Here is a 16,119-nt window from a genome sequence, read left to right on the forward strand (position 1 = left end):
CGGCACGCGCGCAGCGACGATCAGACGGATGGCGCTGAATTTATCGCACGAACCCCACTAGGGTTATCGACTGTAAGTGGGGCGATTGACGACCGCTTCCTGGCGGGCATCGTCGGGAAGTCGCAAGACCGTGCCGATTTTGAGGCGATTTGGGTCTGCGAGGCGGTCCTGGTTGAGCCGGTAAATCTCTTCCCAACGGGAAGCTTTCCCCAAATGCCGCCGAGCAATCGTGCCTAGGTTGTCACCCGAAGAGACTCGATACTGAGGACGACCGTCTCTGGCAATCGAGTAACCCGAGGCATCGGCCGCTGCGCGAGAAATGGTTTCTCCGGTTCCGTAACCAACGCGACCGCGAAATTCCTCACTATCCAAAAAGTCACCTGACGCGATCGGGGTCTCAACTGCCGGCACGTGCCGCGCGACCTGTTCGACGTTCCCCAACAGATCAGGATACAACTGCTCCAATTCAGCAGCTGCGGGGGTCGCAATTTCGATGCCGGGCCGCATGGCTTTGGGATTGGGAATAGTTCGTTCGTTGTATTTGGCTAAAGCTTGAAAATATTTGGGATCGCCATAAGTCTGCCGGGCGATTGACCAAAAACTATCGTTCGATTCGACGACGTAGCTTGGACCATTGTGGGGAACCGGCGTGTCAAAGGTTTCCTCGACTTGTTGCCGTTGGTCGAAACCATAGGTCTGGTTGTCCTGCGCAATGGGGGAGGCCACATCGGTCGATCCGACGTATCCCTGTTCATCGAACCCGGTTTCATCCACCGTGAATTGATCGGGAGCGGCGGCGCGGTTGGTGCTTTCGATTTCGTTTTGGTAGCTGCTGACGGCATGGTATCCGTTGACGCGGTCTTGGGCTGGTGTCGGATTTTCAAACGACTGTTCTGGTTCCAACGGTGATTCATCGGTCCGCTGCACAATCGTCGTACTACTCGCCTGCCCGGTGTGTCGCGTCACATTCTGAAATTCCCCGACGCGCGGGTCGGTTGGCTGCGGCTCACCGAATTCGGTCTCAGTCATTTCTTCTAGCTGACCGCCCAATTCCTCATTCACCGGAGAGCGGTAATCGTTCACCTCAGCAGTCTGGGGCTCAGCCAACTCACCAAATTCGTCGTTAGCGACCTCGAAATCCTCAACCACCGGTTCCTGATTTCCCATCGCCGGTTCGTCTACGAACTCTTGCGTGTCTGAGAATTCTGTAGTTTCGGCAAATTCTCGATCGTTGGCGAATTCTTGACTTGAGAACTCGTCGAGCTGTGTTTCATCCTGAGTAAATTGCTCAGCGGCTGGATCGGCGAAGGTTGTGGAATCGTCTTGGAGTGTGCTGATTTCACCGTCGTTCCCTGCAACCTCATACGGATTCGCCGTATCGTCCAGACTCGTGAATTCGTCTGCGCTCGGTTCGGGAAACTCTTCGGTCTGAGCGGGCGGATGGTCTTGGGCGGGCGGAAAATCGTTGTAGCTGTCAGCGGCCAGGTCCGTAGTGTCGGACAACTGTCCCGCAGCTGGATCGGCCTCCCATTCATCGTTTTCCAGCAGGCCGGCGTTGGCATTGCGCGCATCGGCAAGTGCATCCGCTTCGGCCATTAGATCGTAATCGTCCCGGAGCGGCTGCTCGTGATTTTGCGTTGGAGCATTTGCAGCATACGCATCGGGTTGACGAGCATTGGTCGCCGGAAACTCACCAAGCGTGCCCGCGACTGCATTCGCAGGGACTGTGGAAGTCTCTTCGGTCGGAGTCGTGCTACTCGCTTGGACGATTTTGTTTTTCTTCTCGACAGGCGGAGTTTCGTCGTCTGTTTCCTTGTCGCCCTCAATCGCGACATCGGGGAGTCCATCCGCGGATTTCTTATACAGCACGTAGCCAAAGATTCCGCAAATCAGTGCCAAGATTGTCACACCGATTTTGATTTCCTTGCCGATGCCAGAATTGGGCTTTTTCAAACCCCAATCGGCTGCCGCACTGGACGACTGGTCGGCGTCCCTATCAAAATCCGTATCTTCATCGGGGCGTTCGTCGGCATCCTGCCGCTGATTGTTATCCGTCATAATCTTTCCACCGCTCGTAACTTGGCCGATCGCGACCGTGGATTCGCCCTCTGCTCCACTGCCGCCGGAATCACCGGTTTCGGTGTCAATAAACGAAAGCGGTGTTTATCACGAAACGCGTTTTTTACCAACCTGTCTTCCAGCGAATGGAAGCTAATTATGGCTCCTCGGCCGCCAGTTTTCAAAAAATCTTGGAGATGCGATTTGAGAAAAACCTCCAGTTGCCCCAACTCCTCATTGGCGGCGATCCGCAGCGCTTGGAACACGCGCGTCGCCGGTTGACGGTCGGAACGGGCTGAGCGTTTTGAGCTAACCTCTGCAGTGACGACAGTGGTCAGATCCTGCGCGGTGAGGATTGGTTTTCGTTTTCGCGTCTCAACAATGCGTGCGGCAATTTGTGTGGCAAAACGCTCCTCGCCGAATTCCATAAAAATTGTTGCGAGCTCCTCTTCGTTGAGCCGCTCCAACAATTGCCAGGCTGGTTCCCCTGCGGTGGTGTCGAACCGCAGATCCAATGGGCCTTCGGCGGCAAACCCGAATCCCCGCCGCCGGTCGGCCAATTGATCCGAAGACAATCCCAAGTCGAGCAATATACCGTCGACTTGGGCGATCCCCAAATCCTCCAAGACCTGCGGTAACAGTGCGTAGGACGCCTGGACCAGATGAACATTTTCGCCCTGGACCTTCTGGGCGGCCAACTTCAACATCATCGGATCGCGGTCCAAGCCGATAAGCGTCCCGGTCTCGCCGATCCGTTTGAGGATTTCGCGACTATGCCCCCCGCCGCCGGCGGTGCCGTCGACGATGATTTGTCCCGGCTGCGGATTGATCGCGCGAAGCACCTCGCGCATGAGCACGGGGAGATGGACGGATAGCGGCGGCGTTGAGTCAGAAGGAGAGGAGCTGGGCATGCTGTGCAGTATGGAGAGCAGCGCTAGTGATCTCAAGTCGCGAAGCGGAGCCGCTGAGCAAAATCGATCAGATAGGGAAAAACCTGAGCAGATGTTCCCTAGCGCAGGAAAGGTGGCTATAATGCGGATAGGTTTTAAAAACCAAATTCCTCGGCAAGATCGAGGAATCATCCCCTCGGGCAGCATCCATGCTACCCTAGTGAGGCGAATGATCCGCAGTAGGGCTCAGTCTCGTAAACCACGCCGTCCCACGCCGGTCATGCATCCTTGTCGACCGTTCTCCGCACAGCCCGGTAGCCAGCGGAGTTTCCATGTGCATCGCTGGGTTCATCAAGCTCCAAGCCTGTTGTACCCGGTGATGCGGGTGCGAACTGCCGGGTTCTGGTTCCCTGATCTTAAAATTGGCATCCATGCCATGGGCGATCATTCGAACACGCCAGCCGCCATGCTGTCAAAATCTGTAGAGTGATTCTCCAAAAATTGTTGCCACACCGCAGCGTCCCAGACCTCAACATGGTCGTGGACACCAATCAGGACAACCTCCTTTTGGAGACCGGCAAAAGTCACGAGACGTTCGGGAATCCGAATCCGTCCCTGGGAATCGAGGTCGACTCTTTCCGCTCGCCCATAAAACAACCGCTTGAAATTGCGGATGTCGGCCCGCGTTGGCGACATGGTAGCAACTCGATCCGCTAATTCTTCGAACGCTATCTTTGAGTAAAGATCTAGTGAGCACTCCGTTCCCGGAGCCACGTAGATACTGCGAAGTTCCTCCTCACCAAATTGTTCACGCAAACGCTTGGGGACGGCGAATCGACTCTTGTCATCCATGCTTCTGTTAAAAGTCCCGGTCAGAGGCATTTTTCACCACTTTCCCCCACTCGTCCCCATCGGTTGCCAAATCTACCAAGGGAATCCCATTGGTCAAGGGAAATTTGGTGAGTTTTACAAGACCTAAATCAAATTTCGCTCCTAACACATTGCTAAACAATAAGTTGCGGCGACTGTAAATTTCTCATTAACCGGAAAAACCACCTGTCTATGTCCCAGGTTCACTCTTTGTGAGCGGAGGAATGCCCACAATTTCCGCATACAAACTGTCATATTGCGCGGCAACCTTGTCCCACGTAAACCTCTCCTCTACAACCACTTGCGCGCGTGCTGCCATGGTTTGCGCGTTTTGGGGATCGTCAAGCAACTGATTCATCCCCACAACCAATGCCGAGGCCGAACCAGCCTCGACCACGATTCCATTTTCCCCACTGACGATTTGCTCAGCGACGCCCTCAACGGCGGTGGCAAGAATCGGAATACCGGCCGCCATGCCCTCCAAAACCACGTTGGCCATCCCTTCCCACAACGAGGCCAACACTTGGCAGTCGCACGACTTCAAAATCCCCGGCACATCAGGCTGCCATCCTGCGAAGTGTATGTGCGTGTTCAAACCCAAATCGTTTGTCATCGACTGTAGTTCCTCGCGCTGAGGTCCCTCGCCCACTAACAGCAAATGCGCATCGGGGTATTGCGAGTGTACTTCTGAAAACGCCGGCAATAAAAACGTTAAACCCTTCTGCGGATCCAAGCGTCCGACCGTCACGACAACGCGGCTGTCGGGCGGGATGCCGAATTCAGTCAGTGACAACGGTTGCGCGTGTGCGAACTTTTCGTAGTCCACACCGTTGGGAATCACGATCGTTTTTTTCGGCGACAGGCCGCCGCGCTCTATCGAAAAATCAGCCACCGCTTGGCTGACACAAACGTTGAAGGCGACCAGCGAGTTTGTCAGTCGATCCAAACGTAGGTGCAAGTTTATCCGTTTTTCAGCAACACGAATGCCCGATACGATCTGCGAAACGCCCGCCCAGCGTGCAGCGAGGCGTCCGATCAGATTGGCATGAAACAAGAACGTCTGCAGCAATTGCGGCCGGTTCTGTTTTAGGGCGCGGGCCAGTTGCCGTATCACGCCAATGCTCCGCAAGCCGCTGGCTCCGAAACAGGTTACCGGAATATCGGCCGCTTCTAAGACAGCAACCAGATCGCCGGGGGCTGAGAGGCAGTAAACCACTGGTTCCCAGCGGGTGCGATCCAAGCGGGTCACGATCTGCACCAACGCCCGTTCGGCGCCTCCCGGATCAAGATCCGTGATGCAAAACGCCAAGCGAATCGGTGGGGATGGTGGCGACACGTGTCAGCCTTTGTCTTGAAGGGAGTCATTTTCCGACTGCGAAAACTTCGCGCGGGCATTTTTTGCCGAAGGGGCGCTGTATATACTGTCGCAGCCAGACCGGGTAAAGACGAGATCAAACCGGCCCACCCCACAAACAGATACGAATACCATTCATGCAGCAGCTTTCTGATTATGACTACGAATTGCCGAGCGAATTGATTGCGCGACAACCGGCGGAAAAGCGAGATGGGTCGCGATTGTTGGTCCTGGATCGCAGTACGGGCACGATCGAACACGCGCACATCACCGATCTGCCGCGGTATTTGAGAGCCGGAGACACGCTGGTTTTGAATGACACCAAGGTGCTCCCCGCACGATTGCTCGGCAAGCGGACCGCCACCGGCGGGGCTTGGGAGGGGTTGTATCTCGGCTGTGATGCCGAGCAGCGGTGGCAGATACTAAGCAAAACACGGGGCAAATTGCAGCCGGGTGAGTCGATTACCTTGCTGCCAGCGCATCCCGCGGATTCGGCGGCCGAATTTCATTTGACGCTGCTGGAACGCGATGACGACGGGGGGTGGTTCGCCCGCCCTGAGCGAGAGGGGGATGCGGTCGAGATCTTACGGCAATTTGGAACCGTTCCCTTACCGCCATACATTGAACGCGAATTGGCGACCTCGGACGATTGGCAACGCTACCAAACCACCTACGCCCGCAGCTACGGAGCCGTCGCCGCTCCAACAGCCGGGTTGCACTTCACGCCGGAATTACTTGAAGAGTGTAGACAGCAAGGCGTGGGGCAGGAATTTGTGACGCTCCACGTCGGCATCGGCACCTTCCGGCCAATCTCCGTCGAAAACCTCGACGAGCACCGCATGCATGAGGAGTGGTGCGAACTGGATGCAACCGTCGCGCAGCAGTTGCGAAACACCAGATCACAAGGCGGCCGCATCGTGGCAGTCGGAACCACGAGCGTCCGCACGTTGGAGTCAGCAGCCCGCAACGGCAAAATTGCCGCCTACCAGGATCAAACCGACCTCTTCATCCGCCCGCCCTACACGTTTCAAGCGGTCGATGTCCTACTGACCAACTTCCATCTCCCCAAGTCGAGCCTACTGGTCATGATCAGCGCCTTCGCCAGCTACGACTTAATCCGCCAAGCCTATGCCGAAGCGATTGCCCAGCAGTATCGCTTTTTTAGTTACGGCGATGCGATGTTGATTTTGTGATTTTTTAAGGTTCACCACGGAGGCACGGAGGACACGGGGAAAGAGGCTGTAGGCTTTAGACCGTAGTCCGTAGGAATAGCGTGGGCAGTCCAATCCTATAGTCTACGGCCTATGGTCTACAGTCTTTTAAACTCCGTGTCCTTCGTGCCTCCATGGTGATTTTTTTTTCATCGTTCGCGCAGCGGGACGTTGCCGTCGAGGTAGCGCCAGTTTTTGATGAAGGCGATGAGGTCGGCCATTTGTTGCAGGGTGAGGTTTTTCTCGAGGCCTTCGGGCATCAGCGAGACGCCGTTGGAGATGACTTCGTCGATGTCTTGCCGCAAGACGGTTACATGTTTTCCTTCGGGTTGTTTGATGGTGATCGACGAAGCGGTTTCGGCGGCGATGATGCCGGTGACGGTGGTCCCCTGCTCCGTCACGATAGAGTAGCTGACATAGTTGGCGTCGATGGCGCGATTGGGATTGAGGATGTCGGTTAACAGGGCGGCCGGTTGACGTGTACGGGAGTCAGCGATGTCCGGGCCGATTTCCACGCCGATATTGCTCACGCGATGGCAGGTGCTGCAATTTTTCTCAAACAACGCCCTGCCCTGCTGGGGATTGGGTTTGAGTGTCAATGCTGTTTGATACTTGGCAAGCACTTCTTTGCGATCGGCGGGAATCGCGCTGGCGAGCAACTTCCCGGCGCGGGTCTTCAGTGCGGGGTTTTTATGCTTGGTCAGTCGATTGACGTTGGTGGCTCCCAACTCGGCAACAGCGATGGTTTGGGCTTCAATTTCATCGAGTAATAACGTGGCGCGGGCATCGTTTCGCAACAGCGCGTTAATCACCGCGCGTCGCCCCGCTGGGGTCTGTCCACTGAATCCGGTCAGCAAAAACGGTCCGATCGAGCCATCCTGAAAACCGGCCAGCACATCGATGCCGGCGAGGCGAATTGCTTGGGCCGGATCATTTTCAATCAGTTCCATCAGCGTCGAGCCAGCGTCTGCGAAGGTTGTGTACTGTAATAATTGGATGGCGGCGGTGCGGGCGGCGAGGTCTTGCTCCGCGTTGGCTGCGGTGGATTTGGCTTGCTGGAAGACGTTCTGCACCGCCGCTTGTGTGTCGGCGAATTCTACCGGGAGTTTGTTGAGCATGGCGTCCAATTTCACGCCGCGACGCCCGAGTCCTTGCCCCAAGCCGCTAATCAGCGCCGCCTGCAATTGCCTTTTTGCTGCGTCCGGCATGGCTGCGGGCAACGTGGTCAGGTTTTGCAACACGCCGCCGATTTCCTTGGGCTTCTGGCGAGAACTGACTAAGGCAGCGATTTCCGTAGCCAGCGGAGCTAGTTTTTCCGGAGCGACGGATTTGGTCCATAAGCGCTTTAACAATTCCTGTTCGTGATTCGGAGCGGCGCTGAAGACAGCTAGACGGGTCCAGTGGTCTGCCCCGCCAATGGCAAGGGCATCGGCCAGGGCGGTGAGACGTTCCTCGTCGGTGGCTGCTTCGCCGAGGCTGAGCGCAGTTTGGAATCGTACGCGTGGGTCGTTATCGTCAGCCAATTTCATGACGGCGGCTTGTAGCGACTGCGATTTGCTCTGACGCGTCTCGGACAACCGGACCGCTTGTTCGCGAACACGGGGTGAAATGTGCGTCAGCCCCGTGGCGATGACTTCGTCAGACAGTACGCCGAGGCCATTGAGCGTCCAAAGGGCATGCACGGCGGCCGTTGGTTTTGCGTCGCCGCCCACGAGTTGTTCGAGTTGTGGCTGCACGTTGCGGGCTTGGCGTTCGATGAGCAGTCGCTGTGCTGTCTCGCGCCACCAAGCGTTGTCGTGGTTTAGAGATTCGACGAGTTTCCCGGACGTCGCCGATGCGAGTTGCGGTTGTTCCGCAGGCCGTTTCCAATTCTTGGGCGTGATCCGCCAAATGCGTCCACGATCGTTGCCGTACTCCAGATCGGTGCGGTCCCGCAATTCCTCGGGCATCCATTGTGGATGCTCGATGACAGCCCGGTACATGTCGACGACATATAACGCACCATCGGGGCCGACGGTCAGATTCACCGGGCGAAACCAGGTGTCGGGGGAGGCTAAGAATTCGACTTTGTCGCGTCCCGGTGTTGAGGCAAACGTTGCTCCGCTGGGCGTGAGCACGTCGCGATGCACGAGGTTGCCGGTCGGTTCGCAGGTAAAGCTATTCCCACAAAACGCGGCGGGTAAGGCATCGCCGCGATAGATGGTCACGCCGCAGGCGGCGGTGAATTGCCCTTCGTGCAGGGTCGAGGTTGTCCAAAAATTGCTGATGGGATAGACCCGCGAGATTGTTCCGGCAGGTGAGACATCATTGACCACCGCCCCGACAGCCAAGAAGGGATTGCGTTTGATATACCGGTCGGCCAGTACGATGTGGATGCAGGGGTTGCGATTGCTGCAAGTGAAACGATTGGCAAAATCGTCGAACGACAATCCGAATTGCCCCACACCCGAAACCCCTTCGGGCTTTCCCGCTAACGGATCGAAGCGAAAATCCATGCCGCTGATTGAAACCGGTTTGGCATCCCCGTCCCATTGCTCCCGTTCTGTAACGACGCTTCCGCCACGCAGGCCGTTGGCGACATAGACATGATTATCGAGCGCAAGCGTCGGGTGATTGGCCCGCAATTGTGGATTCTCGGCGACGAAACCGGAAAACCACGTCTCGCGCAGGTCAGCGACTCCATCTCCCGTGGTGTCTTTGAGGTAGATCACTTCTCCGGCCACTGTGGCAATCACGCCCGCCTGCCAAGGTTGAATGCCCGTGGCAAACAGCAAATTGTCGGCGAATACTTGTGAGGTTTCAAACCGGCCGTCGCCGTCGCGATCTTCGAGCACGGAAATCCGTGATCTGGGTGGTTCGCCTTCACCGGGGCCATTGGGATAGTCCCGCATTTCGACCACCCACATCCGCCCCTGTTCGTCAAAACGGATAGCGACCGGATCAATCACATCCGGCTCAGCGGCGGCCAATTCGATTTTCAAATCGGGATGCAACTGAAAATTCGCCAGTGAGTCGGCAATGGTCAGCGGACTGTGGATGGGCGTCGTGGCAGCCGGTTTTTCTGTGGCCAGCAGCAAATCGAGGTGCGCGGCGACGAATAGACATCCGCAAGCGAACAGTGAGAAACGAAGGAATTTGGCGACATAATTGTTCATCTGTGTTCGATCTGTGTTTCATCTGTGGCGAAATAATTGTGTAGTCCCAACCAACGATCGCATCCTTCGGCACGATTCGTGTACACTGTTACGACTGGTTTCAGTAACACCGTCGGCGGAATTCCATTATCGCCGCCGATGCAGAGAATGGCAAAGCCCAGCGGTTGGCGAGACGAGATTTGTGACCGGAAAGGTGACGACGATGTGGGGATTTTGTTTGATGTTATTTCGGTTGTGTCCTGCTGCATGGGCGGGGGCAGCTGCGTTGTTTGTGTTGATCACGGTCGGACTGACCCGGTCGCCGGAGGTTGATTCGGAGCTACGGATGCAACTGTCGCTGATCCGTTTCCCCTATTATTACGTATTGGAATTCGGACTGCTGGGAACCGCGTTGGTGGCCGGTTTCTTCGCCCGCAAACATGGCGAGCTGGGATCGATCCGCAGCTGGTTGGGACTGGGCTTGGTGGCACTCGCGCTGGCGGGAGCAATTGCGGATTACTTTTTGGTGTATCGCCCACTAGAAAAAATGATGACGGACCGGACACTCGATGGTGCATTTCGCTCGTTGCATGAAGCCTCGAAAAATGGCAATTCCACCATTGTGGTCGTGGTCGTGATCGCCGCCCTGGTCATCAACTGGCCCAGCCGCGCGCATCGACGGACGAAAATTGTGTAAGCCGCCGCTCACTTCTCGCCGTCGTCTTCGATTTCCGGCAGAATCCAGACAACTTGACCATCGCGCCAAACGGGAATCTTCCGCCCCGCACGGGCGTGTTCCTGAACGGTCTTGCGGGCGACTTCGTTGAGGACTTGCTCGATTTTCGCGAAATCCAAGAGCCGCGCAGTGATGGCACTAGAATCCGATTCGCTTTGATTTACCGACTCGTTTTTCTTGATCATGAGTAGTCGTCTAACAGTTTCTGCCAGATATCGCGTTGCAACACTTCAATTGTCGCATTTTCCTGCCATAAAGCAATCGGTGTTTGTTCTCCAGTTCCAGAGTTGTCGATGATCGACCAGGAATCTGCAACCGGACGGTAAAGCTGGAAGAAATTGTTTAGCCCTGCATGATACCGCCTGACCACGGTCTCATCGGGAACGTGATGTCCACCTTGTTCGACGCGCATTGCGACGCGTCCAATGGCAAATTCCGGCGAAGGAAGCCATAAGAAAACCAAATGGACGAGATAACCGGAGGCGCGCAATTCCTTCAGCCACGGAGCAAATGAACGTGATGCTAAGGTCGTTTCAAAAGCAAAATTGGCGCGTTGCTCGGCCAATTCGTGAATGCGTGTATGCATTATACGTCCGGCTTGGATCGCGACCGAATCGGTGTGAAATGCTGATAAGCCCTGTGCAATAATGTCGGCATTCACGAAGTCAAATACTTTTGCGAAATCCCGTAACAGTGCCGGCGCCGCCGTAGATTTTCCGGCGCCGTTGGGACCGGCCACAACGATGACATTTGGCGCGCTTGTCACGAGATGCAATCCTTATTTCAGGAACAAATGCTCTTCCGCTCTACAGTTTATCACGCAGATCAATCTTCGTCCCCGTCCGCGCTGCTTCGCGGGCGTAGAGGGTGATGCGGGTGGAGCGGAAACCGTCGGACGGGAATAACTCCGCCTGCTGGGTGCCGCGACAGAGGGCGACGAAATCGGCGAAGGCGGATTTTTCCGGCGGTGCGGGGGCCAATTGGGTCCGCTCGGCGTCCCAGGCGTCGTAGTGGATCGTGCCTTCCCCCAAACGGTGGATATCGGGGGCGGCCAGGATTTCGATGGTCCCTTCAGTGCATTCAAAAAACTGACGGCCGTCGCCGTGCGCGGGGAAGCCCTCGGGCGTGAGCCAATCGGCGCGGAGCATTGCCGTCGAACTGTCGGCGAACTCTAAGAAGACCTCGGCGTGGTCGGTGAACCGGTCGTACTGCGTGAATCGCAAACAGCCTTCGGCGGCGGTCACGGCTACCGGTTCCTCATCCCACATCCAGCGGCTCAGATCGATATTGTGAATACAGAGGTCATTCAACACGCCGCCATATAGGTCGGCATCAAACATCCACTTCGGACGCCCCGCCGGTTTGAGTTTGTGTGGCGCCAAGCCGGTGAAATTGACCATCCGACCTAACTTGCCAGACTGCAGTAACTCCCGCACCGCCCGCGTCGGTCCGTTGTAGCGTTCCATCAGCATCAGACCGATCTGCTTGCCGGTTTTGACATGCGCCGTTTCCACGTCGTCGAGATCCGCAAAGCTGGTGACCAACGGTTTATCAACCAGGACGTGACAACCACGCTCAGCCAATTCGCAAATCACCGCTCCCTTTTTGCTGTTTTCAACAGCAACCCCGACGACTTCCGGCTCGGTCGCCTCGACCAATTCACCCACCGAGGCAAATGCGGGCACGCCGAACTCTTGACTGTATTGGTCGCGCAGTTTTGGGTCGTCGTCATAAAACCCGACGAACTGAGCATCGGGCAAAGCGCGCATGCCGTTGACGAACGTCAAGATATGAAAGTGCTTCAACCCGGCAACGGCAAATCGAACGGCAGACATGAGATAATCCGTGGGAGTTTTGGGTTAGGTTAGTTAGGATTCTTTGCCACAGATTGAACACAGATCAAACACAGATTTTCAAAGAGTAAACGACCTTCGAAATTGCGAATATCGCCATCACAATTGAAGTGTTCTTTGTTCTTTTTCTTTTTTTGATCCGTGTTTCATCTGTGTTCAATCTGTGGCTAGCTAAACCTTGCGCCGCGCAACTAAGACAGGGTGAATTCCGGCAAGCGGACGATTTCTCCGCCTTTAAGGGCTGATTCGTGGGCGCAGATGCCGACGCAGGTCCAGTTGGCTGATTGCACAGCATTGGGATAGGGGTCGCGGTCTTCGATCAGGGCGGAGAGGAATTCGTGCGCCAAATGGGGGTGTGATCCGCCGTGACCGGCACCTTGTGTGAAGGAGAGGTGTTGGTGGTCGTCCGCATCATAGACACCGCCGGTGGTGAAGGGTTGGATTTCTTCCGGCAAGAGATGCGCGTAGTCCGGGACCTTGATCCGCTCGGGGATTTCCGGCTCCGGTTTTTTGGCAGTGTGCAGTACCGGATCTTCACCTTCGATCAACGGCCACTCAAAAGCTTGTTTGGTGCCGTAGACGTCAAAGCTTTCGCGGTATTGGCGGGCGACGTCGAAAAGTGAACGGTGAATTCTGGCAGTCAGGTCCGAATTGCGGAATTTGATGTGCGTGGTTTCCACAGCGAAGGGAGAGTTGTATTTCGGGATCAACTCTTCACGAATCGTGCCCGATCCGAAACAGGAGACGTACTCCGCTTCGTCGCGTGTCAGTGCCATACAGGGACCGACGCAGTGGGTGGCGTAGTGCATGGGGGGCAATCCGGGCCAATAGTCGGGCCAGCCGTCCATGTCCTGCACATGGCTGGCCTGCAGGAATTGCACTTTGCCCAAGTCGCCCTTTTCGTAGAGTTCCTTGGTGAATAGAAATTCGCGGGCATAGACCACGGTTTCGGCCATCATGTATTTGAGGCCGGTCTCTTTGACCAGATTGACGATTTCCTCGCACTCGGCGATGCTGGTCGCCATGGGAACCGTGCACATCACGTGCTTGCCTGCTTTGAGGGCGGCGATCGATTGCCGTGCGTGGTCGGGGATTGGTGTGTTGATGTGCACGAAATCGACGTCCGGGTCGGCGAGGACGTCGTCGTAGTTGGTGTAGCGTTTTTCGATCCCGAAAGCGTCGCCTATCTCGTTGAGCTTCGCCTCGGACCGTTGGCAAATGGCGTACATTTTGGCCTGCGGATGGCGTTGATAAATCGGGATAAACTCCGCACCAAAGCCCATGCCAATAATCGCGACGTTCACCTGTTGCCGACCCATGGTCTATTTCCTCTCGCGTCGTGAGTGATGAAAATCTTGGATGTTGCCGCTAAAAATGCTAGGACAACGGCTTCACGATAACGGTTTGGTAGGCAAACGCCAATCAAACGGGAGTGGTTTTATGGAGAGGGCCGAAACCGCGCGTTGTGGTTTGTTCAGTCAGGGGCAAACCGAGCGATTGAAAGACACACCTGGACAAGCCAGCAGTGGCACCCGGCGGGATTTCTTCTGACGACAAGATAATCAAAGAGACACCGCAGACCGCCATCGGGCAACTTATATGCGATCCTGCCAGTATTCTGGTTCACGGCTGGAATGAGCGACTGCCAAGACCAATATTCGATTCTCATCCGGCTGTTCGAAGATCAATCGAAACGGAAATTGCCGCACGCGTACCCACCGAAATTAGTCTAATTCGATCGGATGAGAAGGTGGGTGGGACTGTATGCGTTCGACGGCGTTGTCTACTGCGCGAAGGAATCGTGTTGCCACTGTGGAATCGCGTTGGGAATACCATTCCCACAACTCACGTAGCTCACGGTCTGCGTCGCGATGAAAGTAGACGACCATAACGTTTACCGAAGCTGTTCCCGGACCTGCTCCCATGATTTGGCATGATTCCAGTCGCCGGAACGACGGCGGAGTTCGTCAGTAAACTTAGGATCATCTGAGGAGAGACCAGGTGCGTCCTCGGAGATATCGTCCATCAAACGCTCGACAATCATTAGTCGCTCTGGCTCGGACAATTTCAAAATTGCATCTAACAATTCATTCGGTGTTTGTGACATTTGATCCCCTACATGATCTTCACCGTGGACAACAAATCAATTGTACAGTATCCAGAGAGACATCGCCAAGAGGGTATTTGTTGGCAAGTGAGGGAATCCCGTGAGGCAACTTGCCGCAACGGTTTCGTAAGGCAACGTTTGCGCCGGTTTGTTTCGAGAAATCAACACCCGTCTTCAGCCCGATTTCGATGAACCCGCCTTTACATGCATCGGCCGCGCGTGATAATTGAGGATCAAATTGAATAGAACCTCGCTACAAGTTGTTTCAAAACCCTCTGACGCGTCCCGCTGACACTGATTTGTAAGTTTCCGGAACAAGCGCAACCAGGTTTTGAAACTCGTTCTAGGAGTTGTGAGATGGGATATGTCGTTAGCGCCTTGTTGATCGGACTGGCGATCTTAATTCATGAGTTGGGGCATTTGGTCGCCGCTTGGTGGACCAAGATTCCGGTCGCTCGGTTTTCCGTGGGCATCGGCCCGAAGGTTTGGGGCTGGCGGCGGGGTGAGACCGACTATTGGTTGTCGGCGATTCCCCTGGGAGGCTACGTCCTGCCGGCTGTGGAAGATCATGACGAGTTTGTGAAGATTCCCGTTTCGCGACGTTTGATCTTTGCCTTTGGTGGACCGGTCGCCAATATCCTGCTCTCGTTTGTCTGCTTGGCGGTTTACAACGTCTCGCAGGGTGGGTTGAGCCTGTCGGCTATCTCAGTGGAACCGGTCGTGCAAATCGGCAATATGATCATGGCGATGATCGCAGCCATCGGCGGATTGTTCACCGGAGCCGGCGAAGTTTCGGGCGTCGTGGGCATCGTGGCTGTGGGAGATAAAATTGTCTCCGGTGGATTTATCGGGATGCTGAAATTCCTGAATGCGTTGAGTATCAGCTTGGCCGTATTCAACATGCTGCCCATGCCTCCGCTGGATGGCGGCAAGATTATGATGTATCTACTCGAATCGATCGATCGCCGGTTGCTGTGGTTGCACGAACGCTTGACGATTGCGGGCATTGTGCTGATTCTGGGTTTGATGGTTTACGCAACCTATGGCGACGTGCAAGCATTGTTGAATTAGGCGTGAGGGGTGAGGGGACAGGCGTGAGCAGAAAGAGAGACCGGATGGTTCATCAACGCTCCCACCAGTCTTTCAAGCCACCCTAGACGTCCCGACTTCACACTGCCCCCCGCCAACCCTCAACCCTGTCCCCTCAAGCCTCACTCCTACCTCCAGAATGGATTCTCCGTCATTTCATCGATGAAAACTCTTCCCCCCTCGGACACGACCTATTTGTTTTTGGTACGACACGGCGCAACGGATGCGAATTTGCAGCAGCCTTATATCTTGCAAGGGCAAGGGATTAACGGGCCGCTGAGCAAATTGGGTGTGCGACAGGCTGCCGCGTGCAGCGCGCTGTTGAGCGAGTTTCCTCTCTCACAAGTCTACGCCAGCCCCATGCTGCGGGCACAAGAATCGGCGGCGGCAATTGCAAAGCCGCACCAGTTGCCGGTGCAAACGGCCGGGGACATTAACGAATGTGACGTGGGCCGTTGGGAAGGATTGGACTGGGGTTCAATCGAGCGGGATTTCGCCGAGGAGTATGCCTATTTCCGCGAAAACCCCGCGAAACATGGCTATCTTGAAGGAGAGTCGTACGGCGATGTTGCAGCCCGGGTCACGCCGGTGCTCAACGGGTTGTTGGAGAAACACCGGGGCGAATCGATCGTCGTGGTGGCTCACAACGTCGTCAATCGCGTCTATCTGGCGACTCTGCTGGGCGTTCCGTTGGAACTAGCTCCCACGATTCGACAAGCGAATTGCGGCGTGAACATTATCCGCCACAATCCGCAGGAGACAGTCGTCACCACGATGAACGCGGCGTTTCATCTCGATGGATTGACGGTCGGGTGAT

At 55.7% G+C, this 16,119-nt stretch carries 15 protein-coding genes; 4 read left to right on the forward strand and 11 right to left on the reverse strand.

The window, feature by feature from the left end; genetic code table 11:
* Positions 1 to 63 precede the first annotated feature (63 nt).
* The 4 genes from CA54_RS22330 to CA54_RS22345 form a co-directional block, all read right to left on the reverse strand.
* Positions 64 to 2,058, reverse strand: coding sequence for a LysM peptidoglycan-binding domain-containing protein (locus CA54_RS22330; RefSeq protein ID WP_146373176.1), 1,995 nt, complete (start codon positions 2,056 to 2,058; stop codon positions 64 to 66).
* Entirely contained in the window at positions 2,055 to 2,969 is a 915-nt protein-coding gene (gene rsmH / locus CA54_RS22335) for a 16S rRNA (cytosine(1402)-N(4))-methyltransferase RsmH (protein WP_146373177.1), read from the reverse strand. The genes CA54_RS22330 and rsmH overlap by 4 nt, the downstream gene beginning before the upstream one ends.
* A 423-nt stretch (positions 2,970 to 3,392) precedes the next feature.
* Entirely contained in the window at positions 3,393 to 3,830 is a 438-nt protein-coding gene (gene mraZ, locus CA54_RS22340; RefSeq protein WP_146373178.1) for a division/cell wall cluster transcriptional repressor MraZ, read from the reverse strand.
* A gap of 178 nt (positions 3,831 to 4,008) precedes the next feature.
* Positions 4,009 to 5,154 carry a glycosyltransferase gene (locus CA54_RS22345; protein WP_146373179.1) on the reverse strand — a complete coding sequence of 382 codons (1,146 nt, stop codon included), beginning with the start codon at positions 5,152 to 5,154 and terminating at the stop codon, positions 4,009 to 4,011.
* 155 nt (positions 5,155 to 5,309) lie between these two features.
* On the opposite strand from CA54_RS22345, the gene queA reads away from it, so the two are divergent.
* Positions 5,310 to 6,365 carry a tRNA preQ1(34) S-adenosylmethionine ribosyltransferase-isomerase QueA gene (gene queA / locus CA54_RS22350; protein ID WP_146373180.1) on the forward strand — a complete coding sequence of 352 codons (1,056 nt, stop codon included), beginning with the start codon at positions 5,310 to 5,312 and terminating at the stop codon, positions 6,363 to 6,365.
* A gap of 167 nt (positions 6,366 to 6,532) precedes the next feature.
* Here queA and CA54_RS22355 read toward each other — a convergent pair whose 3' ends face one another.
* A complete protein-coding gene (locus CA54_RS22355) occupies positions 6,533 to 9,538 on the reverse strand; it encodes a PVC-type heme-binding CxxCH protein (protein WP_146373181.1) in 3,006 nt (1,001 codons plus the stop codon).
* 220 nt (positions 9,539 to 9,758) lie between these two features.
* On the opposite strand from CA54_RS22355, the gene CA54_RS22360 reads away from it, so the two are divergent.
* Positions 9,759 to 10,214: a hypothetical protein gene (locus tag CA54_RS22360; RefSeq protein WP_146373182.1), complete on the forward strand. Its 456-nt coding sequence runs from the start codon at positions 9,759 to 9,761 to the stop codon at positions 10,212 to 10,214.
* 8 nt (positions 10,215 to 10,222) lie between these two features.
* Here the strand turns inward: CA54_RS22360 and CA54_RS22365 are convergent, their stop codons facing one another.
* From CA54_RS22365 to CA54_RS22390, 6 genes are all read right to left on the reverse strand, one after another.
* Positions 10,223 to 10,438 (reverse strand): hypothetical protein, encoded by a 216-nt coding sequence (locus CA54_RS22365; protein ID WP_146373183.1) that lies wholly within the window; start codon positions 10,436 to 10,438, stop codon positions 10,223 to 10,225.
* Positions 10,435 to 11,019 (reverse strand): zeta toxin family protein, encoded by a 585-nt coding sequence (locus CA54_RS22370; RefSeq protein ID WP_231963175.1) that lies wholly within the window; start codon positions 11,017 to 11,019, stop codon positions 10,435 to 10,437. The genes CA54_RS22365 and CA54_RS22370 overlap by 4 nt, the downstream gene beginning before the upstream one ends.
* A 40-nt stretch (positions 11,020 to 11,059) precedes the next feature.
* Positions 11,060 to 12,088: a Gfo/Idh/MocA family protein gene (locus tag CA54_RS22375; RefSeq protein WP_146373185.1), complete on the reverse strand. Its 1,029-nt coding sequence runs from the start codon at positions 12,086 to 12,088 to the stop codon at positions 11,060 to 11,062.
* A gap of 209 nt (positions 12,089 to 12,297) precedes the next feature.
* On the reverse strand, positions 12,298 to 13,425 hold the full coding sequence (locus tag CA54_RS22380; RefSeq protein WP_146373186.1) for a Gfo/Idh/MocA family protein: 1,128 nt from the start codon (positions 13,423 to 13,425) through the stop codon (positions 12,298 to 12,300).
* 405 nt (positions 13,426 to 13,830) lie between these two features.
* Positions 13,831 to 14,031, reverse strand: coding sequence for a type II toxin-antitoxin system RelE/ParE family toxin (locus CA54_RS30245; protein WP_146373187.1), 201 nt, complete (start codon positions 14,029 to 14,031; stop codon positions 13,831 to 13,833).
* On the reverse strand, positions 14,001 to 14,213 hold the full coding sequence (locus CA54_RS22390; protein ID WP_146373188.1) for a hypothetical protein: 213 nt from the start codon (positions 14,211 to 14,213) through the stop codon (positions 14,001 to 14,003). The genes CA54_RS30245 and CA54_RS22390 overlap by 31 nt, the downstream gene beginning before the upstream one ends.
* A gap of 357 nt (positions 14,214 to 14,570) precedes the next feature.
* Here CA54_RS22390 and CA54_RS22395 point away from each other — a divergent pair, with 357 nt between their 5' ends.
* Both CA54_RS22395 and CA54_RS22400 read left to right on the forward strand, forming a co-directional pair.
* Positions 14,571 to 15,284, forward strand: coding sequence for a site-2 protease family protein (locus CA54_RS22395; protein ID WP_146373189.1), 714 nt, complete (start codon positions 14,571 to 14,573; stop codon positions 15,282 to 15,284).
* Positions 15,285 to 15,464: 180 nt separating this feature from the next.
* Positions 15,465 to 16,118: a histidine phosphatase family protein gene (locus CA54_RS22400; protein ID WP_146373190.1), complete on the forward strand. Its 654-nt coding sequence runs from the start codon at positions 15,465 to 15,467 to the stop codon at positions 16,116 to 16,118.
* The last annotated feature ends 1 nt before the right edge of the window (position 16,119 follow it).

Origin of the sequence: Symmachiella macrocystis (assembly GCF_007860075.1) — a bacterium.
GTDB classification, from domain to species: Bacteria; Planctomycetota; Planctomycetia; order Planctomycetales; family Planctomycetaceae; genus Symmachiella; species Symmachiella macrocystis.